Here is a 24,264-nt window from a genome sequence, read left to right on the forward strand (position 1 = left end):
GCTATAGATACTGTAGTTTGATTAATTTAGCAATATAAGTAGAAATGCCTAAATATTTGTAGTTGGGATGAGGCAGGAATCAGGAGTCAGAAGTCAGAATTAGAGGGCGAAGACGCTCGATTAAAGGTTCAGAATGCACCATTACCTTGGTACATTAACCCAATATTGGCAAGAAGGTCACGAAGTTGGCATCCTTGACAGCTTCGTGCGACGAAAGTGCTGATGTTTGGTCTGCGGGCTGTCAAATTTATCTAATGTGCTAGGTTAGATGCGATCGCCAGAGTATTTTAATCTCTGGTAAAACTACGATGGGGTGAAGTATTTGCGCGAACAATCTCTAGTTTTATTTAAATAATTCATTTTAATCAAATTACAGATCCAGATGTGGAGTCAAGCATCGCTAGTTCTAAATCACGCTCTTTTTTATCAATTTGTGATGGAGAGACACAGATGGTAACAACCGTTAAGTTCGCAGTCATAAAAGTTGTCCAGATTGTAGACACATTCAGTATTTGGTGTAAACAAAAGTTAAGTTTAAGTATCAAGCCTGCTGGTTTCTGTTTATTTGCGATCGCCCTTAGCCTCACATTTCTCACCAATGCCTGCAAGCCCTGGCCAAACCAAGCTATCAAACCGCTGCGCGTGGGAATTACAAGTTGGGTGGGATTTGACATTGCGCTCTATGCCGAACCCTCAGGCATCTTCAAGCAGCGAGGGATAGAGGTTGAATTGATCCGATTTGAGAACCAGCAAGATGCCAGCAGGGCAGTCATGCGCGGTGCATTAGATGCGGCATTTGTCTCTTTGTGGGATGTGATGCAGGTTGATCCGGGGAATGCCACGCCTTTAGTGTTAATGACGACCAATATTTCTGCGGGTGCTGACGGAATTGTTGCCAAACCAAAAATTAAATCCGTAGCAGATTTGCGCGACAAAAAAGTGGGAGCAAAGTTAGGAACAGTCAACCATTTAATCTTGCTAGAAGCCTTAAAAGCCCATCAGATAAAACCCTCTGAAGTTCAGGTTCTAGATTATTCCAATGATGTATCAGCTCAGAAAATTGAGAGTGGTGAAATTGATGCTGCGGTGCTGTGGCAACCGATGCTAGGGGAAATAGCCAATAAAATTAATGGCAATACAATCTATACCACCAAGCAAGTAGACAGTTTGGTGATTGATATTTTAATATCGAATGAGAGTATTTTGGAAGCAAAAAAAGCACAAATAAAGCAATTTATGCTAGCCTGGTTTGATGTGATGGATGCAGTTAAAACACAGCCGAATAAAGTGTTTGATACAGTTGGCAAAAAGCTGGGACAAAGTGGTGAATCTGTTGCCCGCGATTATGCTGGGTTAAAACCAGGAGATATGAGTTTAAACCGGCGAATGTTTGGAGCAGACGGTCGTCTCAATTCAGCAAAAACAGAAATTGTCCAACTGCTGCATTCCGATCCGCGCCACGGTAGGATGATTAGGGAAGATGTCAAGATTGATGGCACTCTCGTCAATGAAGTCATGGCAGGATGGAAGTCATGAGCCAGAAGTCATATCAAAGTCATTTATCCCGCCAATTATTGATGGTTTTTGGTATTTCTCTAGCAACTGTCGGCTTAACTACCTTGGGATTGAATTATTTCTTGATTCAATCAAAACTAGAGAAAGAGCTACAACAACGCGCTGAATCGATTACCTTGGGGGTGGGGTTTTCCACCGAAGGATTGATCGAACTGGGGAATACGACCATTATCAAACGAGTGGTGCAAAACTACGCTACTCTGCCGGGGGTGCGGGAAGTCGCGATCGTCAATCCCAACGGAGAAACCCTGGCTCGCAGCGGAGCGGAACTCCGAAATCGCCCCTATGTTTCAATTCATCCAGAATTAACTCAAGTATTGGTACAGGCTTCTGAGACGAGTGATGAAACGAGCTTTAGAACCACGATCGATGGTAAGTCAGTATTAGTACAAATTTTGCCTTTTAGCAGTACGCTGTTTCGTCAGGGAAACCGACGCGGGCTGGCGATCGCGATTCTTGATTTTGAAGAAATGCGCCAGCAGGCGTGGGAAACTTTTTCTACATCCACTCTGATTCTACTGATTGGGATGGCAGCAATTTTGGCGTTGATGACGGTAATGATTCAGCGATTTGTGTTAAATCCACTCCAACGTTTGAACAAAGCAGTTACTGACAGGAATGGTATCGATCGTTTTGTGATGCCCAGCGGATTGCCAAATAACGAAATTCAATTCCTGGCCCGTACCATTCAAGCAGCGGCTGCAAGAGTAGAAGCATACCAGCAACAACTGCACCAACAAGCGGAAGATTTGGAAAAAGCGATCGACCAATTGCAACTGGCAAAAGAACTAGCAGAAACCGCTAACCGTACCAAAAGCACATTTCTCGCTAACATGAACCACGAACTGAGAACGCCGCTCAACGGCATTCTCGGTTATGCCCAAATCCTCCAGCGCGACCCTGCCACCACCTCCAAACAAATGAAAGGATTAGGCGTGATTTATCAATGCGGTTCCCACCTGCTAACCCTAATCAATGACATTTTGGATCTGTCAAAATTGGAAGTGCAAAAGATGGAACTCTATCCCCAGGATTTCCACTTAGCAAATTTCCTCTCTTCCACTGTGGATATGTGTCGCGTCAAGGCAGAACAAAAGGGTGTGGATTTTCACTATCAGCCCGCTAGCCACCTGCCCACTGCTGTTCATGCTGACGACAAACGGCTGCGGCAAGTGTTGTTAAATTTGCTCAGTAATGCCGTCAAGTTTACTGACTTTGGTACCGTTAGTTTCCGAGTTGAACCTGTCGGCGAACCAAGGGAATTCCCTGGGATTCAACGAATTCGGTTCCAGATTAAAGATACTGGGATTGGCATTGATACGGAAAAATTATCGACAATTTTCTTGCCTTTTGAACAAGCCGGAAAGCGCGATCGCAACAGCGAAGGCACCGGGCTGGGACTTGCTATCAGCCAACAAATTGCTCAGAAAATGCAAAGCGAAATTCACGTTGAAAGTGGGATCGGGCTCGGCAGCAGCTTCTGGTTTGAGCTAGACTTGTTGCCAGCATCAGATTGGACGACACGCAATGCGATCGCCGATCGCCAAGTCATTGGCTATCAGGGCTCGCGACGCAAAATTCTGGTGATTGACGATCGCGAAGAAAACCGTCTGGTAGCAGTGAATATGCTGGAACCGTTGGGATTTAAAATGGCAGAAGCTGACAACGGACAAAGGGGCTTAGACATCGCCCTTCAAATGCGACCCGACTTGATTATTACTGATGTCCATATGGCGGTGATGGATGGCTTAGAAATGACTCGCCGCCTGCGACAACTGCCCGACTTTGCTACCACGCCGATCGTTGCTTCTCCAGCCACTCTGTCTCAGGTGGATATACAGGAAAGTCTGGATGCAGGGTGCAATAGCTTTTTCCCGAAGCCGATCGAATTTACTGGATTGCTGGCTGAATTGCAGCGACATCTAGAATTACAGTGGATTTACGTAGAAACCGAGCCAGATATGACTCAACCGGCCCTCAGCAACGGGGACGAGGTCGATCTCATATTTCCCCCGGAGGCAGAACTGGTAGCCCTATATGGTGCTGCTCAGGGTGGTTTTATGAGCGATATCCAGCAGGAAGCCGATCGGCTGAAGCAATTAGCACCGGAATATATTGCCTTTGCGAACCGAGTTTTAGAACTTAGTCAACAGTTTGATGAAGAAGCGATTATTCGTCTGATCGAGACAGCGTTTTAGCTACGTAATACTGATCGATCACCACTTGTGTCAAATTCTCCCAAGTTTTTCACAATTTAGTAGTAGCGTCTACATAGGTTGGATTTCAAACCAAACGTTTAGGAGTTTGCTGATGTCAGTCAATTCTATTGCTCCAGAAAACACGATCTTAGTCGTAGATGATACCCCTACCAATCTCCAAGTATTGTTTGATGTGTTAAGTGAACAAAACTACCGGGTGGCGATCGCCAAAAATGGTGAAACCGCTTTGCAACGAGTGCAATCGTCTCAGCCAAATTTGATTTTGCTGGATGTGATGATGCCCGGTATTGATGGATTTGAAACCTGTAAACGGCTCAAAGCCAATCCCGCCACGCGCGATATTCCAGTGATTTTCATGACAGCCCTCTCCGACTCGGTGGATAAGATCAAGGGGCTAAGTTTGGGTGCTGTGGACTACATCATTAAGCCGATTCAGCATGAAGAAGTCTTGGCCCGGATTCAGGTGCATCTACAACTGCGGAATGCCACCCGCATCATGGAAGAGCGCACTAAGGAACTCAGCCAAGCATTAGAAAGTCTCAATCAAGCCCAAATTCATTTGGTGCAAGGTGAAAAAATGTCTGCCCTCGGCCAATTGGTGGCGGGATTGGCGCACGAAATTAATAACCCGGTGAATTTCATTCACGGCAACTTGAGCCATGTCAAAGAATACACTGAGGATCTGTTAGACTTTGTGCAACTTTACGAGAAACATTATCCCAATCCCATAGCAGAAATCGAGACACGGAGAAAAGAAATTGATTTAGAATTTTTAAAAGCAGATTTTGTCAAGATGCTCGATTCGATGAAGATCGGTACCGATCGCATTCGTGAACTGGTGATTTCTCTCCGCAACTTCTCCCGCTTGGATGAATGCTACTCCAAACCGGTTGATATCCATGTAGGTATCGACAGCACTCTGTTGATTTTGCAACACCGTCTGAAAGCCAGACCCGATTTTCCAGCGATCCAAGTTATCAAAAAGTACGGGCGATTACCGGAAATCGAATGCCACCCCAGTCAACTCAATCAGGTGTTCATGAATATCCTGACTAATGCGATCGATGCTTTGGAGACATCAGGGGTCAGCAATAACCAACAACCTACGATTACCATCCAAACTTCCATGAATGACGAGCGTGCGATCGCGATTAGTATTGCCGATAATGGAGTCGGGATACCGCCAACGATTTGCTCTCAAATATTCAAGCCTTTTTTCACCACCAAACCTCTAGGAAAAGGCACGGGTTTGGGACTGTCAATCAGTCATCAAATTATTACAGAAAAACACGGCGGGCAGATTGATTGTTATTCGATTATGGGGCAAGGCACGAAGTTTCTTGTACAGATTCCGGTGCGATATTTGATAGCATAGTTTAAGGAAGTTCGGCAACGGATTTTTTGACGGATCTAACCGATGTTCGCAAACAGTTGCATTGGGGTCTTGAATATGATTCCTCAAACATTTGAGATTTTTGACTTTACTCAAAATGACATAATCTAGAATAACTCGTACCGCTGTGAAATCTCCCGATCGCAAATCTAAAATCTAATATCTCAAATCGAAATGACTCATTCCACCGATATCATCACCCTCGCCCGTTGGATGGCCGCCGACTTCAGCAACCAAGCCCAGGCCTTTGAAAATCCGCCCTTCTTCGCCCACATCCGCGTCTGCATGAGACCCCTACCAGTGGAACTATTGGACGGCGTAAGTCTTTATCTAGAACAAGCCTACGACATCGAGCTCAACTCGCCGTACCGAGTGCGAGTGTTAAAATTAGTGCCGACGGGCGATCGCATCGACATCGAAAACTACGCGATCGAAAACGAAGCGCAATTCTACGGCGCATCCCGCCAACCTCAGCGGCTGCAAGAAATCAAAACCGAACAACTGAAACTGCTCCCGGGCTGCACCTTTTTTACGCACTGGACGGGCAGCAGCTTCAAAGGGTGCGTCGAACCCGGAAAAGGCTGCGCCGTAGTCAGAAACGGTAAAAACACCTATCTAGACAGCGAATTCGAGATCGACCAAGACAAATTTATCAGTCACGATCGCGGACGGGATCCAGAAACCGATGCCCACGTCTGGGGAGCTCTCGCGGGCCCCTTTGAATTTAGTCGCCGCGCCAGCTTCGCCGACGAAATTCAGGTTTAATGTCGAAAACAAAGTCTCTTCTGGGCGAAGACGCTCGATTAAAGGTTCAGAATGCACCATTACCTGGTACATTAACCCAGTATTGGCAAGCAAGATTCACCGTTGTTTTATGAAAGTCCTGGTTATTGGTGGCGATGGCTATTGCGGTTGGGCAACCGCACTCTACCTTTCTAACAAAGGTCACGAAGTTGGCATCCTCGACAGCTTCGTGCGGCGGCACTGGGATCTAGAACTGTGCAGCAACACCCTGACTCCGATCGCGCCGATTCAGCAACGACTCCAGCGATGGCAAGATTTAACGGGTAAGTCGATCGACTTGTTCGTCGGTGACATCACCAACTACGATTTTCTCAGCACCAGCATGAGAAAATTTGCACCAGAGGCTGTAGTCCATTTTGGCGAACAGCGATCGGCACCATTTTCAATGATCGATCGCGAACACGCAGTTCTCACCCAAGTCAATAACGTCGTCGGGACACTCAACCTGCTGTACGCCATCCGCGAAGACTTCCCCGACTGTCACCTAGTGAAACTGGGGACAATGGGCGAATACGGCACACCGAATATTGACATCGAAGAAGGCTACATTACGATCGAACACAACGGCCGCAAGGATACACTACCCTATCCCAAACAACCGGGCAGTTTCTACCACCTGTCAAAAGTCCACGACTCCCACAATATCCATTTTGCCTGCAAAATCTGGGGTTTGAGAGCCACCGACTTAAATCAGGGCGTAGTCTACGGCGTGCTCACAGAAGAAACCGGCATGGACGAACTGTTAATCAACCGTTTGGACTACGACGGAGTATTCGGTACGGCATTAAACAGATTTTGCATTCAAGCTGCGATCGGTCATCCCCTGACAGTTTACGGTGCTGGCGGACAAACCCGCACCTTCTTAGACATTCGGGATACAGTGCGCTGCGTAGAATTGGCGATCGCCAACCCCGCCGCCGCCGGAGAATTCCGCGTCTTCAACCAATTCACCGAACAATTCAGCGTCGGCGACTTAGCCTTGTTGGTGCAAAAAGCAGGCACGGCAATGGGATTAAAGGTAGAAATCAATCACCTGGAAAATCCCAGAGTCGAGAAAGAAGAACATTATTTCAATGCCAAAAACACCAGTTTGCTAGAACTCGGCTTGCAACCGCACTACCTCTCAGATTCGTTGCTCGATTCTCTGCTGAATTTTGCTACAAAATATCAGCACCGCGTCGATAAAAATCAGATTTTGCCGAAGGTTTCTTGGCGGTAAGTTCTGGCATTTATCTGGGGGGGCAGAGATTTTTTAACGAACCGCGAAGGCGCGAAGGGCGCGAAGGAAGAGGAAAGAAGGGAAGAGAAGAGAAATATTCGCAAATTCTGAATGGATTTCGATCTATCTTTTTGATATTTTGCTCTGTGTCCTCTGTGTCCTCTGCGGTTAATTAAAAAATGGCATCAGGTTTTTACTGTTGGCTTGTTTGGCAATAAATACCGTGAAAAGTCGAATTATCATCTTGTTGCTTTTAGTTGTTCTGCCAGGATTTTGTGCAAGTGCAGTCTGTGCTTATTATTTAATACCGGAATGGGCTGCGCTAACAGCAAGTTATCAAAATTACCGCCAAGTTAGCGAATCGCCTTCGGCTACAGAAAAGGAAATTTTAATTGCCGAAACAGCACAGGAAATTCACAGAATTAACTGCTTTGCTGAAGGTGTGGGATTGCTTTTAGGTGGAATAATTGTCTCAATTGGCATTCAGGGAATTTGCCTTTTACCTCAGAAACCTCTCGATCGCAGTTAGTAGCGGTGAAACTGAATGAGAAAGCGTACAAACGCAGCCGATCGCTCGCAATTACTTACTCCCTGCGAGAGAGTGTATCCTGTTACCGACCCCGACGTTTGCCAAAGGCTAGGATTATCGGTTCTCTAATTGACTTATTTTTATGAAAATTGCTCTGTTCACTGAAACATTTTGGCCGAAAATAGACGGCATTGTGACGCGCCTGATTCACACTGTAGATCACTTGCAGCGATCGGGCGAACAGGTTCTCATCTTTTCCCCAGATTACGGAATTACAGAATACAAAGGTGCCCGAGTTTACGGTGTTGAGGGTTTGCCTTTGCCGATGTACCCGGAGTTGAAAATGGCACTTCCTTCTCCGGCTGTCGGTCGCCAATTAGAGCAGTTTAAACCGGATCTTATTCATGTTGTCAATCCCGCTATATTAGGGTTGGGTGGGATATATTACGGCAAAAAGTTGAATATTCCGATTTTGGCTTCTTACCACACGCATTTACCGAAATACTTGCACCATTACGGTTTTGGAATGCTCGAACCTTTGCTGTGGGAATTGCTCAAAGGTGCTCACAATCAAGCTGAATTAAATCTGTGCACTTCTACAGCAATGGTGGAGGAACTCAGAAGTCACGGGATCGATCGGGTAGACTTGTGGCAGCGGGGTGTAGATACTGAAATGTTTGTCCCGGAATTGACTAGTCCAGAAATGCGATCGCGCTTGTCTGAAAATCACCCAGACAGCCCCTTACTCCTCTACGTCGGCCGCCTCGGTGCCGAAAAAGAAATCGAATCGATCAAACCACTCCTTGCCGCGATGCCCGATACCCGCCTCGCCCTAGTGGGGGATGGCCCGCACCGACAAACCCTCGAACAATATTTTGCTGGCACTCCTACTAATTTTGTCGGCTACCTGAAGGGGCAAGAATTGGCTTCTGCTTACGCATCTGCCGATGCCTTCATTTTTCCCTCCCGCACTGAAACCCTGGGCTTGGTGCTCCTAGAAGCAATGGCTGCGGGCACGCCCGTAGTGGCGGCGCGCAGTGGCGGAATTCCTGATATCGTTACTGACGGGGTTAACGGCTATTTATTTGACCCGACTGACGAAACAGGCTTTCTGACTGCTACTCAGCGCTTGTTTGCCAATCCCCAAGAACGGGAAACTCTGCGCCAAAACGCTCGCTCTGAAGCCGAACGCTGGGGTTGGGCCGCTGCCACCGCACAACTGCGACGCTACTATCAATCGGTGGTATTTGCCCAGTCTATGCCCTCTGCGGCCTAAGTTTTACAGGACTCGTGCACGCGCGAACTAATCTTATAGGGGTCAATCCACCGGACGCGATATGACTCCTCTTTTAGCTGTTGTGCTTTTTTCTACCGACAGCTAGGTCGATCGATCGTCGTCAGTTGGTAGCGAAAACGCGCGCGTTCTCCAAGACCGATCGAAATTTGTTGGGGCTTTGATTTAATGTAGCTGTCCTGCTGCTGCGTTTACCATTAAACTATGAATAGGTTGGGAATGCTTCGCCCGTGGCAAAATACCGCCATTCAACAGACCGGATACGATCGCCGAGTACCCTAAAACAGTCAGAGTACACCGCAGCCGAACACGTAGCCTCAAATCTAAATTGCCCCCGATCGATCAATCGCCTGCGAGCTAATGTTCAGGCTGGCAGTTTTCCGAACTCAAGTTCAACTTTAAAATAGACCAACCCCGATGCCGATAGTCGAGGTTGCAAACAAAAACGATCGAGCATATGTAACAAGCAAACAGCAGTTCCGAGCGCCAAAGAATGAACTCCGATTCCTCAAAGTGACAAGCGAGTGCCGAATTTTCCAGCAAACAACTTAAATAGTTTGCACCGCCCCAGCATCTAGCACCATCGACCAGCAGGTCTGTCTACCCCTCTGAGCAAGCAGTTAATCATGACATTCTCCAATGCTGGTAGCGTTCTGGCTACACTGACTCAAGTCAATTTTATGGGGGCATTGACCTCCCGGGTTAAGAGCCTGCCAGTTCCTGAATTAGTGTGCCTGCTGGACTTTATCACGGCAGAATTTCAGCAATTTATCCGGGCGATGGACCTGATTAACAATGAAGCACTCGAAACTCTCTTAGAGCAACTGTTAGATGCCTTCACTGTCAAAATTGGTCAAATTCTACAAGCAGACAAGACAACAATTTTTTTGGTAGATGCCAACAAAAATCAACTGTGGCACAAAACAGTCGATGCGCTCACGGGCGAAGATGTAGAAGTTCGCTTGCCGATGGATGCAGGCATTTTAGGCTACGTAGCAAGTACCGGAAAATCGATAAATGTCGCGGCAGCTCGATCGAACGAGCATTTTAATTCCGAAGTAGACGAACCCCCGGGCTACCAGATCGAGACCATCCTCTGTATGCCGATTTTTAGCAGCAAGAGGCAGCACGAACCCGTAGCTGTGGTGAGACTGCTAAACAAAGCTGGCAATGTCCCCTTTACCGAAGAAGACGAAGTGCAGTTTCAGGCTTTTGCAGATTCGATCGGGATTATTCTCGAAAGCTGTCAGTCTTTCTACGTCGTGGCCCGCAACCAGCGAGGGGTAGCCGCACTTTTGAGAGCCACCACGACTTTGGGTCAAAGTCTTGACTTGGAAACGACTTTGCGCGCTGTGATGGATCAAGCTCGGGACTTGATGCAGGCCGATCGCAGCACGCTATTTTTGTTAAATCGGGAAACCAACGAACTCTGGACAAAAGTCGCCAAAGCCGACGGCAAAACGATGGTAGAAATTCGCATTCCTGCCAATAAGGGAATTGCTGGCTACGTCGCTTCGACCGGTCAACCCCTAAATATTATAGATGCTTACGACGATCCCCGCTTTGACCCCTCTACAGACCGCCACACCGGATACCGCACTCGAACTGTCTTGTGTATGCCGGTGCACAACGCCAAAGGCGAGCTGATCGGGGTAACTCAACTCATTAATAAGAATCAAGGCACTTTCACTACTTCCGACGAAGAGTTTTTGCGAGCTTTTAATTCCCAAGCCGGAATGGCGCTGCAAAATTCCCAACTGTTTCAAAACGTGATGGTGGAAAAGCAGTATCAAAAAGATATGCTGCAAAGTCTGTCAGATGCAGTGATTTCCACCGATTTACAGGGCCGAATTGTCACAATTAACGAAGCAGCGCTGGAATTTTTGGGCTGTCCGCCAAATCAAGCTAAAAGCAAACACAATCCCCAGATTTGGGAAGAAAAACTGATCGATCGTTATGTTTGGGAAGTTGTGCCGATCGATAATTTACAATTTAGACTCGAAGATAGTCTCAACAATGCTGCCCGACATTACGTTCCCGAACAAAATTTAACTTTGGGACTGTTAGTAGAAAAAACCTCTTGTTCGGCAGAAACAGCAGAAGAAACAGCAGAAGAAACTTACATTTTGGCCGTACCCGATCGCACAGACCCGAATTTATATTACGCTTGGGGCGAAAACAATGCCTGGACTCAAGAAGTAGCCCTGGCAGAATTAGCTAACTCCCAATCTCTATTTTCGCTACCGAATTCTGCCCGGAATCACCCTTATTGTCCCCTACCCATCCAGAAATCTCAAATTAAAATAATTGAACGCAGTTTGAATTTGACTGTCAACCCGCTGATCAATCCAGAAGGCGGCGTGCGTGGCGGTTTAGTTGTACTAGAAGACATCAGCCGCGAAAAGCGGATGAAAAATACGATGTACCGCTACCTGACTCCTGGAGTCGTAGATAAAGTGATGGCCCTGGGCGAAGGCGCCCTAATGGTGGGCGAACGTAAAGAAGTTACTATTTTATTCTCCGACATTCGCGGTTACACCACCCTCACCGAAAATCTGGGAGCGTCGGAGGTGGTATCCCTCCTGAACGAGTATTTTGAGACGATGGTGGAGGCAGTTTTCCACTACGAAGGTACTTTAGACAAGTATATCGGTGATGCTTTAATGGCCGTGTTCGGCGCGCCGCTGCCGATGAATCCTCCCGAAAGTCACGGTTGGATGGCAGTTCAGTCGGCTTTAGATATGCGGAGGCGTTTGAAGGAATTTAATGATTCTCGCCCCGCGGAAGTTCCGTTTCGTTTCGGAATAGGGATTAGTTCGGGAGAAGTCGTTTCGGGCAATATTGGTTCGGAAAAACGGATGGATTACACTGTCATCGGCGATGCAGTGAATTTGAGCTCGCGCTTGGAACAGCTTACAAAAGAGTACGGCTGCGATATCATTTTGAGCGAATTTACCTACAATTTGTGCCGCCAAGGAATTTGGGTGCGAGAGTTGGATAAGGTGCGGGTTAAAGGCAAAAATCAGCCTGTGGGCATTTACGAGTTGCTGCAAAATAGTGCCGAGCCCATTGACGGCGAAACTGAAAGGTTTTTGGAACTTTACAGTAACGGTCGGGATGCTTATATTGCTCGAAATTTTCCGAAAGCTATTAGTTATTTTGAAGCGGCTTTAGCGATGCGACCGAGCGATCGACCTGTGGAAGTTCACCTCCAGCGCTGCCTCAGTTACTTGGAAGTACCCCCGCCCGATGATTGGGACGGCGTGCACACTATGACAACAAAGTAGTAAATCATATCACATCCGAGCGTGGAAATATAAAAAGATTGGAATAATTTTTGATATCTTCCTTATGGCAGAGTTCACAAATGGAAAAATGTGAAAACATAAATCGCATACCAAACTAAACTTAGTATACACTTCCAAGCCAACAATTAGATGAACTATTTATCTGTTCCGAATGCCACAAAAGCCGATCGCATTCTGGTGGTAGATGACGCACCAGATAATGTTTTGTTGGTGCAGACAATCCTGGAAGAAGAAGGTTACGAAATTAGCACCGCTGATAACGGCTTTTCTGCCTTGAGCCAAATTGACAAGTCAGCCCCGGATTTGGTACTGCTAGATGTAATGATGCCGGGAATGGACGGTTACGAAGTTACGAAGCGAATTAGACAAAACAAGGAATTACCGTTTATCCCGATTTTGCTGATCACAGCTCACGACAGCGCCAGCGTAGTCCAAGGATTGGACATGGGAGCAGACGATTTTATCCGCAAACCGATGGAAATGGACGAACTGCTGGCGAGGGTGCGATCGCTCCTGCGACTAAAACACAGCGTAGACGAGCGAAATTCGATCGCCCTCCAGCGCGAAGATTTTGTCTCCAGACTCGCTCACGATTTGCGGACGCCCCTGGTAGCAGCCGATCGAATGCTAACTTTAATGCAGCAGGGAGCTTTAGGAGAAATCTCCCCTCAGATGGGCGACGCTTTCGGGACGATGGTTCGCAGTAACAAAAACCTGATCGCGCTGGTAAATATGCTGCTAGAAGTCTACCGCTACGAAGCAGGCGGCAAATCCCTAAGTTTCGCTCCTGTGGACTTGCACCAGCTTATTAGCGAAGTAGCCGAAGAACTCGCTCCTCTAGCCGATGCTAAAAGTCTGTTGGTGAATTTAGACTTGACAGAAAGTGCAGAAAGTGCTCCGATTGCGAAGTATCCGGGCGATCGTCTGGAGCTGCATCGCTTGCTGACAAACTTAATCGGAAATGCGATAAAATTCACCGACAACGGCTCCATAGATGTCAGCTTGAAAGCTGCTAATTCACCAGCTTACACGAGCTTTAAAAACCAACCGCTGGCATGGGTTATCGTTGAAATTAAAGACACCGGCGCAGGCATTTCTACCGCAGAACAAGCCAAGTTATTTGAAAGGTTTGGCTCGGGAACTCACAAGAAATCCAGCACAGGTTTGGGACTGCACCTCTGCCGTCAAATAGTCGAAGCCCACCGCGGTACGATCGAGGTAAAATCTGAGTTGGGTCAAGGCAGTTTGTTTACTATTCGCTTGCCTTGTTAAATTGATTTAATTAACTGTAGATGACTTATTTGATAAATGTTTGATGGCTCGATCAACCGCAGATTTAAGGAAGACAAATACAGATAAACGCAGATAAATTCTAGATAATTTGCGAACAAATGGACGAAGTAAAAGTAGGGTGCATCCGCTCAAGATATTTCCTGGCAAAATTGATAATCTCAAAACTGATGCACGCCCTGAATAGATGGTGCGGAGCGAATGAGATTTTCGGCGAGCGTTAAAAATTACTAAACTGACGAATCCTACCGCTGAGTTATTAGAACACGATTGTAAAAATCGTTTTCCTGTCTTGAAACTATCTGCGTCGCTCGGCGCCGATTTGCCATAAATCTGCGGTTTTCGTATTCATCAAAAATTTATGCAATTCAAGTCTCTTCTTAAGGGAGCATATTGCATCATATAATTACTTGGCAACTCAATTTACTTCAATATGTCTGACTGTCCAGTGTGCGGTGCCCGATATACAGAAGAAAAAGCCGAATTTTGCTCGATTTGTGGCTGGGATTTGACACCGTACCCGCCACGCGCTAAGCCTTCCAAAATTTATTTAAAACAAGAACAAGTTAGATTGCAGTGGGCAAAACAAATGTGGGAATCTGCCAGCAATCAACAAAATTTGTCTGCCAGATTTGACGAGTTGCAACAAAAATTGCAGCAAGGCGCGATCGCCCGCACGCAAATTCAATCTCAGTTAGAATGGGTTCTGTACCGCCTCGAACAACTAAACCCGGAATTGATTGTCAACACTCTACTGCGACTAGAAGACAAAATAAGCGCCATAGCTGACCAAACTCCGGTAATGTCCGAGGTGGGGATGGATTATCGGCAACTTGCAAAGCTGTTAGAAACAGGAAAATGGCGCAAAGCTGACGAACACACTTGGGAAATCTTGCTGCAAATCGCTGTCAGAGAAGACGAAGGTTGGCTGAGTGCAGCCGATATTGACAGTTTTCCTCCTACAGACCTTCGCACGATCGACCAACTTTGGCAACAATACAGCAGCGGGCGGTTTGGGTTGAGCGTCCAGCAGCAGATTTGGGAAAGTGTTGGGGGAAAATATACTGAATTGTGCGATCGAGTCGGCTGGCGAGTCAAGGAAAATTGGAAATATTACAGCGAACTCTCCTTCAGCGAAAACGCCCCCTCCGGACATCTCCCCGTCACCGCCTGGAGACAGCGCGCTTGTTACGGTGCCAGCCAGCTTACCGCAGCAGAAAACTTTGCCCGCATCTGTGCGAAACTTGCCACTGGCGATGCCTAACGATCCCAAATAAAAAATTCAAAACAGACATTAGCTGCTATAATCAAAATTCAGCAACTGGGGCTGTGGCTCAGATGGATAGAGCAAGCGCCTCCTGAAGAATCGGGCACCCTGCGAGGAAACTCTGGGAGTGAATGTGGTCAAACTCAAGGAAGCCTAAGTCTGGCAGCAGATACGGTAATCTTGAGCCAAGCTTTATCTAAGTTTAGGTAAAGAAGGTGCAGAGACTGGCTTTAGGAAGTAAAACACAATAAAACCTCCTAAACATACGGCCACCACCTAAAGGCTGCAAGCCTACGGTGAAGGAATAGTCCGGAGAGTGGGGAAACTCACACAAATCTGAAGCGCTAGGTCGCCGGTTCGAACCCGGCCAGTCCCGTTAAAAATCGAAAACAATTAAAAACAGAATGGTAAACGCTCTGGTGTTGCCATTCTGTTTTACATTGATGAGAACCAAGGAAATAAATTTTTAATTCCTGTTAGTGGGCTGTACGTGCGGTATTTTTTGTTATGGTTCCTTTGTCAGCTATGCAAAGTTTTTATAGGTTTAGATGTGGTTAAGAATCAATTCAAACACCAGGCGTTACAAGCATTTGAGGACTTCACGCAGTTTTTGGTTCCTAGTCGGGCTTTTAATGGCCTGTTGGTTTGGCTATCAGCAGCTTAAGAGCGAATTTCAGAGACCCCAAGCTTTGTTAGTTCTAGGTGGGGCTACGGAGCGAGAGGTGTTTGCTGCCAAATTTGCTCGATCGCATCCTGAATTGCCAATTTGGGTGTCTTCTGGCAGCAATCCGGAGTTTGCCGAATGGGTATTTTCAGAAGCGGGAATTAAGTCCGATCGCCTGCACTTAGACTACAGAGCGGTGGACACGGTAACAAATTTTACCACGCTGGTAGATGAATTGAAAGGTCGAGGAATTGAGAGCGTGTATCTGATCACTTCTGACGATCATATGCGGCGAGCCCAGATTATCGGCGAAATCGTGCTCGGCAGTAGAGGCATTAGTTTTAAGCCTGTGGCAGTTCCGTCTGGGCGAACCCCCGAACCGATCCAAAAAGCTGTTCGCGATGGCGCTAGAGCTATTATTTGGCTGACAACAGGTTATACGGGTGCTAACTTCAGCCAAGCCAGAATTGATTGACTAAATTGCGATCGGGTTTTTGTTTATCTCCGCAATCCTGAAACTCAAACAGCCAGAGTATCTTACTGCTGGTGTCGCAACTCGAACTATCCCGATGCGAGCGGCATCCTATGGAAAAAAGAACCGGAATCTTTAGGAGAAGAAGACCCTTTGTTTGCAGCAGCATGGCGAACTGAATCTGCGATTTTTGTTGAAGATGTTGAAACAGCAAATCCTGAAGTTGTTAACAAAGATTTTGAGGCAAAACAGTTCGGACACCGAGCTTTGATTCACGCTCACCTTTGTGATGAGGGCTTGCTGTGGGGGGTTTTGCAGCCTTGTCTTTTCAAATCGCCGCAGAGTTTAGACTGACTTTGACCGCCAAGTTATTGCAGCAGTTACAAAAAAAATTTCGCCCTTGGCTGTGGCTTTTGTTAAGTTCGCCCTTGGCTGTGGCTTTTGTTAAGGGCGATCGCACAACCGCAATAAAATAGGTTGGAATGAAAATTTAATAACTTACCATTTTTACTGTTCTTGTGGGATGGGCTCTATAGCCCGTGCAGAAAGGACGGGATCTCCCGCCCATCCCACAATTATGTGTAAATTATTTAATTCACGATCCTTAGTAGTGTCGAATGCGAGCCCGCTCAAAAGAAAAAACTGAAGTCCTCACTACTAACCTGCAAGCTGCATCAGCGGCCCAAATCGTGCATCGCATTAATCTCCGCTGCACATCTTTGAGTCAGCGCTTCCAACTCTTGGCGGTCCGACGAACCGGGCATCTCAATTAGCTTACCAATTCGCACCGTCAGCGGCACCGGACGCGGCATTCCCGAACTTTTTGAGGAAATCGCGTGAGTGCCCCACAAACTAACAGGTAACAGCGGCGCTTTTGCCTTAGCAGCAATCAGCGCAGCACCCAATTTCGGTTCAGTAATTCGACCGTCTGGCGTCCGAGTTCCCTGCAAAAAGACACCTGTCGCCCAGCCTTTTTCCAAAGACTGGATAGCCGATCGAATTGCACTGCGATCTGCACTTTCCCGCTTGACAGGATAAGCGCCGTAAAGCGTAATTGCCTGCTTCAAAATAGGAACTTTAAATAACTCTTCCTTCGCCATAAATGCCACCGGTCGCCTCATGCAATTAGACAAAATCGGCGGGTCAAAATCGCTAGCATGATTGCTAACTACTACCAGCGGCCCTTCTGCCGGAACGTTTTCAGCACCGTAGATGCGGCCCCGAAAGTAAAGGTGCAGCATCGGGCTGACTATTGACCACTTGAATAAATAGTAGAGAAGTAAACTCTCGACTGGTTCGCGACTTTTGCTCACAGAAAACCTGAGATTTTAAATTACATCGAATATTAGCCTATCAGATGATTCGGTGGTTGAAACCGCTTCTTGTCAAACAAAGTCCGCCTACGCGGACTATATTCTTGAGTCCGCGTAGGCGGACTTTGTTTGTGTAGCGCCAGACTTCAGTCTGGCGGAATATTTTACCTTGCAAAAACTCAGTTTCCGACAAGCATCGCTTTTTGTCCATCAGGCGAAGTCGCGTAGCCCAAGAAATCCTTAACTGCTTGGCTGGGTGGATTTTTGTAGGCGTAGTACAACTTTCGCTGGTAGGGATAATTGGGGGCATCCGGCGTTGCGCCGTCTACGAGAACAACCCGCACCGTTTTCTGATTGACTACTTGAGCGAAAGTGGCATAGCCGATGCCGTTGTTGCCTAAAGCTTGCAGCAGGGGAGTTGTGGCATCTCGATCGAGCGTGGTAACATTTTGCCCCGTACCAAACTCGCCGCCTCCGAGCACTTGTTCTTTAAAAGTTTGGTGAGTCCCGCTAACTGCGGGTCTGTTAATTACTTTAATCTCGCCCGCCGGGCCGCCGACTTTTGACCAGTCTCTAGCTGTTCCCTTGAAGATATCTTGAACTTGAGCCGAAGTTAAACCTCCTTGAAACGGGTTGTTAATGCCGACTACCAGGGCGATCGTATCCAGGGCAACGGGTACTGCTGCCAAACCCTGAGCTTGTTCTCGATCGGTCAAAAATCTCGATATCCCTGCAATATCCGCTGTTCCCGCCACCAAATCCTCAATTCCTTTTGAAGAACCATTTGCTTTAGTATCGACTGTAGTGCCAGGAAACTTGGCTTGAAAGCCATTCTTAAGGTTGAGATTGATTGTCACCATGCTGGTAGAACCGTCAATTCTCACCGCCGTACCCGCAGGTACCGAAGCTGGAATTGCAAAGGAACTAATTGCAACAGGCGAAGTACCGCCGACTACTGGCGCGACTGGAGGCAGATTGGCTCCACCGCTGCCTGCGGGAGTAGGAGCGGGTGTATTGCTAGCATCCTGGGACACTGGTTTGTTCAGAAAAAAGAACCAGCCGCCGCCGGCGAGCAAGAGAAATAACAAAATAAAAACTATGGGGGGAGGCCCGCTCTTAGCCATAAAATTCTCCTTAGTTGGGAAGTTCTTGGTTGTTCGATCCGTCTAACATTTGCAGCCTGCGATTAACTTCATCGTCTAAGGTCATATTTTCTAATTCTGCCTGAAGTCTTTCTTGCGGGTTTTCTGATAGTTCTGCTAAGGCTTGCTGTTGGATGTGGCGGCCGTGGACGGCATTTTTGGCTTGCTCGAACTGCGATCGAGCTGAATCGATGCTGAGGTCGTTGTTAACCTTGGATATGGCTCCGAGAGCTTCGTTAATCTCGGCCATATCTTTCATATTTTGCATATCGGTTTTGTATGTTTCCAGCTTTGCGCGCTCTCGATTTAGCTTGTCCTTGGAAGCGTTGACAAACTGTTCGGCTTGTTTTACTTGGGATTCTAACTGCGGCAGAATTTGTTCTGTCTGAATTACCTTAGACATTGCTAAGCGGGCTGCTTCTTCATTGCCGTTGCGCTGGGCTGTGATGGCTTGGCGCTCTAGGGTTTGCATTTCCCTAACTTTTTCTTCATATTTGGTTTTGGCGCGCTGGTAGGCTGCAACTTGGGTGGAAACTGCTGCTGCCAATTTTTGCACGGATTCTTGCATTGATAGCAGTGACTCTTCGGCTATGGCGACTGACACCTTGCCGCCGGATTCTGCCGGCAGTCCCCACATCCAGTTCCAAGCGCCTACTATGGTTCTGCCAGCTTTTTCGCCCATCAACCAGTAAAGAACTTTTTTCATAAAAAAAACAGAATTATTTCGCTCTTTATGCCTAGTCTATATCGGGATTTGCCGATCGACCCTACAATCGATCGATATCTACATCAATCCTCAACGCACCAGTGCCTAGAAACCTGGCAAAGACGGACAAAAATACTGCATCTCAACTTTTAATTTCCCTCAAAAACAAAACTTTCCAGGTCTTGACGGGTAGTAATATCGTTTCCGGCTGCATCGTCAGGTGATAAATTAGAGGGCAATTTATGAATAATTTTCACAAGTCACCACCTATCTGGGTGCAATTTTCAGTTGTTCGATTCACAGTCAACAGTCAACATCATGTCTGAGTGCAACCGGAATTGATATAACGTACATTTTCACTCGCTCGCCCGTGCCGACTCCGCACAACAGACAGCACTAAAATTCGCCTGTTGTGCTATTTATTTTTGGGCACTGTTCGAGCCAATTAACTCAATTTTAGAGCCTGCGACTTAATTCAACCTTAAGCACAAATTAAGCTGGCAAATCTGCAAAACTGCTCACATTTACCAGGGCTAAATCGGGACAAGTCCGTTTGATCAAACCTGTGAGAACTTTGCCAGGGCCAATTTCCAGTACCCGATCGATGCCTTGCTGCGGCAATTGCAGCGAAATTTCTCGCCACCGCACGCCTTTAGTCATCTGCTGATTCAACCGCTGCTTTAAAGTAGCGGCGCTGGTAGTCGCTGTTGGTTCTGCATTCGAGAGCACCAGCATTTTAGCATCAGAAAACCTGGCTGATTTTAAGGCTTGTTGAAATTCTGACGCCACTGATGCCATCAGCGGAGAGTGAAACGCACCGGAAACATTCAATTTAACGGCGCGTTTGACTTTGATTTTGGCAAGCAAATCTTCTACTGCTTCTGGAGTTCCAGAAATCACGACTTGTGCTTCGCTGTTGTCGTTGGCGAGTACCACGTCTCGGCTGTATTGAATTTGCAGTTCTAATTCCTGCCTGTCAAACCCGATCAAAGCCACCATTTTACCACCCGAGGCTGTGTCCATGAGTTCGGCCCGACGTTTGACCAAGCGCAATCCCGTTTCAAAGTCAAAAACGCCTGCTGCGTAGAGGGCAACGTATTCTCCTAAACTGTGACCTGCAACTACTGCTGGCCGATCGCTCTTTTCTCGCACTAAGTCTGCCAAAATGCTTTCTACTACGTACAAGCAAGGCTGAGTGTAGAGAGTACGAGATAGTTTTGCTTCTTCTTTTTGGCAAACTTCTGGGACAGACCAGCCTAAAATTTCTTTGGCTAGCTCAAATTTGGCTTTCGCTGTTGGCAAGTTTAATAAGTCTGCACCCATCCCGATCGCCTGGGAACCTTGTCCGGGAAATACCCATGCTGTTTTAGTCATTTTTCCGGTAATCTGCTAATTGGTGGTTGCTAATTCGTGATTCCAAAAATTCTTTGTTTTCCGCTTCTTTCGTTCGCTTGCTGGTATCCGCTATCTTTCGGTTAACGAACTATCTACTAGCGACTTATAACCATAACATAATAAATGCCCTTTTTACGAGCTTTATATTTTTGTTCTTACTTTAATTGAGATTAATCGCTGCAGCACGGGATGCAACTGTATAGAACATCCAAACCGCTATGCAGTAAGTCATTCCCCATTCTTTGAATCGCCAATCGCAATTTTTAAATTGCAAATCCTATAACTCCTGTCTTCCCGGTACACCCATCCGCGCGCACCTTACCCGGTAGTCTGTCGCGTTCAAAGATTTTTATTTTTCAATGGTTGCACTCCCGACAATCACCCTGGCAAGTTTCAAGCCTCCCAATATTATACAGTTTTTCAAAAAAAGATGAAACTGCTTTGCCATCTTCAAAATTGTAGTTCATCAATGATACCAAATTCGGTTGGATTGGAATGATTAAACCGCGAAGGCGAAGCCGAACGCAAAGGAAGACAAGAGAGAGACGAATAATTTCGATGCCAACGGATTCTATCTGATTCCCCCATCGAAAATCGGCAATCGAAAACGAGCTTACCTGCCCCATTGAAAAATCGCTGCCCCCCAAGTCAAACCTGCACCAAAACCTGCTGCTGCAATAGTATCGCCCGTTTTAACTTTAGCCTGACGCACGGCTTCGTCTAATGCCAGGGGAATCGAAGCTGCTGAAGTATTGCCGTAATTTGCCAAATTGCTAATTACTTTTTCCGGGGGAATCTTCAACCTTTGGGCAACTGCATCGAGAATCCGCTGATTTGCTTGATGCAGCAGCAGCCAGTCAATTTCTTCGGCATCCAAATTTGCCCGAAACAGCGCTTTTTCTATGACTTCCGGCACTTTTTTTACGGCAAAGCGATAGATTTCTTGCCCGTTCATTGTGATGGGATGAAATTTGCCAATTCCGATGCTGACGCCCTCTATTAATTCTTTTGACTCGGCTTTGTAAGCTAAATTGAGAGAGGCATTTTGCGTGCCGTCGCTGCGAATTTCAAATCCCAAAAATCGATCGACTTCTGAAGCTTGCAATACCACCGCACCTGCACCGTCTCCAAATAGAATGCAAGTACCCCGATCCGACCAATTCACCCAGCGAGATAAAATATCTGCTCCCACCAGCAAAACATTTTGATAAACGCCTGTGCGAATGAACTGCGCGCCTGTAACTAAACCAAAAACAAAGCCTGAACAAGCTGCTGTCAGATCGAATGCTACAGCTTTTGTCGCGCCTAACTGATATTGAATTTTGCTGGCACTGCCAAACAAATCGTCAGGACTTGATGTGGCCAAAATAATCAAATCGATATCTGTTGGCGAAATTTCTGCCATTTCGATCGCCTTTTGAGATGCCTCTGCGGCTAAATCGCACAAAGAAGTGCGATCGTCCGCCAACCTGCGGGAGCGAATACCCGTTCGCGCCGCAATCCACTCGTCTGACGTTTCCACTATCTGACTCAAACCGTGATTGTCAAGGGAAATCTGCGGTGTACAAGAACCGCTACCCGTGACGGCAATGCCGAACCCTGATTGCTGCAACATTCCTCTCCATTTATGACCGACTGGTCGAACAATTAAAAATTAAAAATTACAAATTAAAATTATTTTTTAAACTGCTGAAATTACTTTTTTTACCCAGTAAAACAGATTGTTTAAGCTGACATTTTTAATTTGACATTTTTAATTTTTAATTCCTACTTACTGCCTCTAATTAACAGCTTCTTGTTCCAGAGCGCTTTCGCTATTTTCAGAGCGAATTCGCTCCAGCACTTGGTTGTCAATAGCCTCTTTCGCCAAACGAATGGCATTAAAAATCGAGGCAGCTTGAGACGAACCGTGGCTGATAATACAAACTCCAGCAACGCCCAACAGCAAACCGCCGCCGTGTTCAACGTGGTCTACCCGCTGCTTGAACCCTTTGAGGCTTTCTTGCAGGAGGGGAGCGCTAATTTGGTTTTTGAGTCCGGCTGCCAATTCTTCCTTAAGCACTTGCACCACGACTTCGCCCACCGCCTCGGCAAACTTCAACAATACGTTGCCGACAAACCCGTCGCAGACAATCACGTCGAATTTCCCTGACAGTACGTCGCGGCCTTCGGCATTGCCGACAAAAGGAATGTGAGGATTGTCCACCAATAATTGATGGGTGCGTACAGCCGCGTCGTTGCCTTTAGAAGGTTCTTCGCCAATGTTGAGCAGACCGATTTTTGGTTCGGCTACGCCGAGCACGCACTGGCTGTAAATAGTTCCCATCAAAGCAAACTGCTCCAAAAATTTGGGGCGGCAGTCCACGTTAGCACCGACATCGAGAATGAGTACGGAACTGCCCGGTACCATTGTCGGCAAAACCGCACCGATGGCGGGGCGATCGATTCCGGGGAGCCGCCCCAACCTCAGCAGGGCCGCAGCCATTGCCGCGCCGGAGTGACCGGCGGACACCACAGCATCAGCTTGCTGCTGCTTCACCAAGTTCATCGCTACGTTAATCGAAGCCTTGGGTTTGCGTTTGAGGGCACTTAAAGGTTCTTCGTGCATTTCTACCGCTCCTTCAGAAGGAACGATTTCTAGCTGACCTTTGCAGACGCGGCCGATCGCGTCTTGAAGACGTAGCGAGTCTTCTATTTGCGGAGGGTCGCCCACCAGCAAAATCTCTACGCCTAATTTTTCTTGTGCCTTAAGCGCTCCAGCTACAACTTCGGCGGGGGCGTGATCCCCACCCATAGCGTCTATTGCAATTCTTGCGCGTGTCGATCCCATTGACCAATGTTTGAGAAACACTAAAAATTCTACCAGGAAGTCAGTCGATTTTCGATTTTCGATTGAGTTACAGCCTTAAATCTGGGAGCTGGAACTAGGGTCTAAAATTTTAGGAGTATCCACGAATGGCGTTGGGGCGTTGTACCCGTTTCTTGCGGATCTGGAGTCTGAATCCAAAAGTGCGAATAAATCACTAAAATCTGCTCGCGCCCGATCGGACAATTGTGATTTCCGACTACTCTGATAGAGTTTGTCTTACTTTACTATTTTTGACGGCAAATTGAAAAACTCAACGGAATACTTTACAGTGCGCCCAGAAACGGATGGAAGTTTCCGGCACTCGCGGCGAACCCCCAAAATTTTAGATCCTAGTTCCAGCTCCCAGATTGAGCTGCGGAGTAAATCTCGAATCTTTAATGCGAAAATCGACTGAGTTTAGGAGTAAAAAATGCTGGATTTATTTAGCTCGGGAATCATGTCTCTGTGGCTGGACATGGCTGGGGTACGCAGTGCGGTACCCAACGCTTTGTCGGTGCTGGCGTGGCGGGGAGGGATACCCGGGTTAGCGGTGGCCGGGGAGCTGGCTTTTGGGGGAATAGATGTGGCAAATTCAGACTTGCCCGCAGCAGCGACGGTGCGGGAATATTTAAAAGATTTGAAGGACAAGAACCTGATTGAGGGGAATCAGGGAATTTGGGTGCAAGCGGGAATGATGCCGCTGGTAAGTCAGCAGGGGACGGTGCTGATGCCGGGGGCTTCGTTGACTAAAATAGCGACTTCTCTGGCTTCGCTGGAAACTTGGGGCGCGGATTATCAGTTTGAAACGCGGTTCTTGGCAACCGGG

20 protein-coding genes are annotated in these 24,264 nt (G+C 47.1%); 13 read left to right on the plus strand and 7 right to left on the minus strand.

Features of this window, described 5'->3' with window-relative positions; translation table 11 throughout:
* Positions 1-450: 450 nt before the first annotated feature.
* The 7 genes from IQ270_RS16345 to IQ270_RS16375 all read left to right on the plus strand — a co-directional run bounded on the left by IQ270_RS16345 (position 451) and on the right by IQ270_RS16375 (position 9,015).
* Complete coding sequence (locus IQ270_RS16345) at positions 451-1,536, plus strand: ABC transporter substrate-binding protein (RefSeq protein ID WP_228056425.1); 1,086 nt, start codon at positions 451-453, stop codon at positions 1,534-1,536.
* Complete coding sequence (locus tag IQ270_RS16350; RefSeq protein ID WP_228056426.1) at positions 1,533-3,773, plus strand: ATP-binding protein; 2,241 nt, start codon at positions 1,533-1,535, stop codon at positions 3,771-3,773. Before IQ270_RS16345 ends, IQ270_RS16350 begins: the two co-directional genes overlap by 4 nt.
* A gap of 112 nt (positions 3,774-3,885) precedes the next feature.
* Entirely contained in the window at positions 3,886-5,169 is a 1,284-nt protein-coding gene (locus tag IQ270_RS16355) for a sensor histidine kinase (RefSeq protein ID WP_193974219.1), read from the plus strand.
* A 192-nt stretch (positions 5,170-5,361) separates the two neighbouring features.
* A complete protein-coding gene (locus IQ270_RS16360; protein ID WP_193974220.1) occupies positions 5,362-5,952 on the plus strand; it encodes a chromophore lyase CpcT/CpeT in 591 nt (196 codons plus the stop codon).
* A gap of 109 nt (positions 5,953-6,061) precedes the next feature.
* Positions 6,062-7,210, plus strand: a complete 1,149-nt coding sequence (locus tag IQ270_RS16365; RefSeq protein WP_193974221.1) for an NAD-dependent epimerase/dehydratase family protein — start codon at positions 6,062-6,064, stop codon at positions 7,208-7,210.
* Between the two features lie 223 nt (positions 7,211-7,433).
* A complete protein-coding gene (locus IQ270_RS16370) occupies positions 7,434-7,739 on the plus strand; it encodes a hypothetical protein (RefSeq protein WP_193974222.1) in 306 nt (101 codons plus the stop codon).
* A gap of 142 nt (positions 7,740-7,881) precedes the next feature.
* A complete protein-coding gene (locus tag IQ270_RS16375) occupies positions 7,882-9,015 on the plus strand; it encodes a glycosyltransferase family 1 protein (protein ID WP_193974223.1) in 1,134 nt (377 codons plus the stop codon).
* Between the two features lie 183 nt (positions 9,016-9,198).
* On the opposite strand, the gene IQ270_RS31150 is transcribed toward IQ270_RS16375, so the two are convergent.
* The gene (locus IQ270_RS31150) at positions 9,199-9,354 is read right to left on the minus strand and encodes a hypothetical protein (protein ID WP_228056427.1); all 156 of its coding nucleotides are present in this window, start codon (positions 9,352-9,354) and stop codon (positions 9,199-9,201) included.
* A gap of 305 nt (positions 9,355-9,659) precedes the next feature.
* Between IQ270_RS31150 and IQ270_RS16380 the strand changes: the two genes are divergently transcribed.
* From IQ270_RS16380 to IQ270_RS16400, 5 genes are all read left to right on the plus strand, one after another.
* On the plus strand, positions 9,660-12,320 hold the full coding sequence (locus tag IQ270_RS16380; protein WP_193974224.1) for a GAF domain-containing protein: 2,661 nt from the start codon (positions 9,660-9,662) through the stop codon (positions 12,318-12,320).
* A 150-nt stretch (positions 12,321-12,470) separates the two neighbouring features.
* Positions 12,471-13,613: a hybrid sensor histidine kinase/response regulator gene (locus IQ270_RS16385; RefSeq protein WP_193974225.1), complete on the plus strand. Its 1,143-nt coding sequence runs from the start codon at positions 12,471-12,473 to the stop codon at positions 13,611-13,613.
* A gap of 451 nt (positions 13,614-14,064) precedes the next feature.
* On the plus strand, positions 14,065-14,895 hold the full coding sequence (locus IQ270_RS16390; RefSeq protein WP_193974226.1) for a GUN4 domain-containing protein: 831 nt from the start codon (positions 14,065-14,067) through the stop codon (positions 14,893-14,895).
* A gap of 551 nt (positions 14,896-15,446) precedes the next feature.
* On the plus strand, positions 15,447-16,037 hold the full coding sequence (locus IQ270_RS16395) for a YdcF family protein (protein WP_193974227.1): 591 nt from the start codon (positions 15,447-15,449) through the stop codon (positions 16,035-16,037).
* Positions 16,038-16,187: 150 nt separating this feature from the next.
* The gene (locus tag IQ270_RS16400) at positions 16,188-16,388 is read left to right on the plus strand and encodes a hypothetical protein (protein ID WP_193974228.1); all 201 of its coding nucleotides are present in this window, start codon (positions 16,188-16,190) and stop codon (positions 16,386-16,388) included.
* Positions 16,389-16,708: 320 nt separating this feature from the next.
* On the opposite strand, the gene IQ270_RS16405 is transcribed toward IQ270_RS16400, so the two are convergent.
* The 6 genes from IQ270_RS16405 to plsX form a co-directional block, all read right to left on the minus strand.
* Positions 16,709-17,347 (minus strand): lysophospholipid acyltransferase family protein, encoded by a 639-nt coding sequence (locus IQ270_RS16405; protein WP_193974229.1) that lies wholly within the window; start codon positions 17,345-17,347, stop codon positions 16,709-16,711.
* A 179-nt stretch (positions 17,348-17,526) separates the two neighbouring features.
* The gene (locus tag IQ270_RS16410) at positions 17,527-18,471 is read right to left on the minus strand and encodes a phosphate ABC transporter substrate-binding protein (protein ID WP_193974230.1); all 945 of its coding nucleotides are present in this window, start codon (positions 18,469-18,471) and stop codon (positions 17,527-17,529) included.
* Positions 18,472-18,481: 10 nt separating this feature from the next.
* Positions 18,482-19,195: a PspA/IM30 family protein gene (locus IQ270_RS16415; protein ID WP_193974231.1), complete on the minus strand. Its 714-nt coding sequence runs from the start codon at positions 19,193-19,195 to the stop codon at positions 18,482-18,484.
* A 492-nt stretch (positions 19,196-19,687) separates the two neighbouring features.
* Complete coding sequence (fabD, locus tag IQ270_RS16420; RefSeq protein WP_193974232.1) at positions 19,688-20,569, minus strand: ACP S-malonyltransferase; 882 nt, start codon at positions 20,567-20,569, stop codon at positions 19,688-19,690.
* Positions 20,570-21,203: 634 nt separating this feature from the next.
* Complete coding sequence (locus tag IQ270_RS16425; protein WP_193974233.1) at positions 21,204-22,205, minus strand: beta-ketoacyl-ACP synthase III; 1,002 nt, start codon at positions 22,203-22,205, stop codon at positions 21,204-21,206.
* Positions 22,206-22,370: 165 nt separating this feature from the next.
* Positions 22,371-23,420 (minus strand): phosphate acyltransferase PlsX, encoded by a 1,050-nt coding sequence (plsX, locus tag IQ270_RS16430; RefSeq protein ID WP_193974234.1) that lies wholly within the window; start codon positions 23,418-23,420, stop codon positions 22,371-22,373.
* 448 nt (positions 23,421-23,868) lie between these two features.
* Here plsX and IQ270_RS16435 point away from each other — a divergent pair.
* Positions 23,869-24,264 (plus strand): D-alanyl-D-alanine carboxypeptidase (locus IQ270_RS16435; protein ID WP_193974235.1); only part of this gene is annotated, 396 nt, incomplete at its 3' end.

The sequence above is a fragment of the Microcoleus sp. LEGE 07076 genome (assembly GCF_015207455.1).
Classification (GTDB): Bacteria; Cyanobacteriota; Cyanobacteriia; order Cyanobacteriales; family Microcoleaceae; genus Microcoleus.

Bases quoted from the DNA above. Each gene is read 5' to 3' on its own strand.
- fabD (WP_193974232.1), bottom strand. From the start codon at position 20,569: ATGACTAAAACAGCATGGGTATTTCCCGGACAAGGTTCCCAGGCGATC.
- IQ270_RS16380 (WP_193974224.1), top strand. From the start codon at position 9,660: ATGACATTCTCCAATGCTGGTAGCGTTCTGGCTACACTGACTCAAGTC.
- IQ270_RS16365 (WP_193974221.1), top strand. From the start codon at position 6,062: ATGAAAGTCCTGGTTATTGGTGGCGATGGCTATTGCGGTTGGGCAACC.
- IQ270_RS16375 (WP_193974223.1), top strand. From the start codon at position 7,882: ATGAAAATTGCTCTGTTCACTGAAACATTTTGGCCGAAAATAGACGGC.
- IQ270_RS16350 (WP_228056426.1), top strand. From the start codon at position 1,533: ATGAGCCAGAAGTCATATCAAAGTCATTTATCCCGCCAATTATTGATG.
- IQ270_RS16355 (WP_193974219.1), top strand. From the start codon at position 3,886: ATGTCAGTCAATTCTATTGCTCCAGAAAACACGATCTTAGTCGTAGAT.
- IQ270_RS16385 (WP_193974225.1), top strand. From the start codon at position 12,471: ATGAACTATTTATCTGTTCCGAATGCCACAAAAGCCGATCGCATTCTG.
- plsX (WP_193974234.1), bottom strand. From the start codon at position 23,420: ATGGGATCGACACGCGCAAGAATTGCAATAGACGCTATGGGTGGGGAT.
- IQ270_RS16415 (WP_193974231.1), bottom strand. From the start codon at position 19,195: ATGAAAAAAGTTCTTTACTGGTTGATGGGCGAAAAAGCTGGCAGAACC.
- IQ270_RS16390 (WP_193974226.1), top strand. From the start codon at position 14,065: ATGTCTGACTGTCCAGTGTGCGGTGCCCGATATACAGAAGAAAAAGCC.
- IQ270_RS16360 (WP_193974220.1), top strand. From the start codon at position 5,362: ATGACTCATTCCACCGATATCATCACCCTCGCCCGTTGGATGGCCGCC.
- IQ270_RS16395 (WP_193974227.1), top strand. From the start codon at position 15,447: ATGTGGTTAAGAATCAATTCAAACACCAGGCGTTACAAGCATTTGAGG.
- IQ270_RS16345 (WP_228056425.1), top strand. From the start codon at position 451: ATGGTAACAACCGTTAAGTTCGCAGTCATAAAAGTTGTCCAGATTGTA.
- IQ270_RS16410 (WP_193974230.1), bottom strand. From the start codon at position 18,471: ATGGCTAAGAGCGGGCCTCCCCCCATAGTTTTTATTTTGTTATTTCTC.
- IQ270_RS16425 (WP_193974233.1), bottom strand. From the start codon at position 22,205: ATGTTGCAGCAATCAGGGTTCGGCATTGCCGTCACGGGTAGCGGTTCT.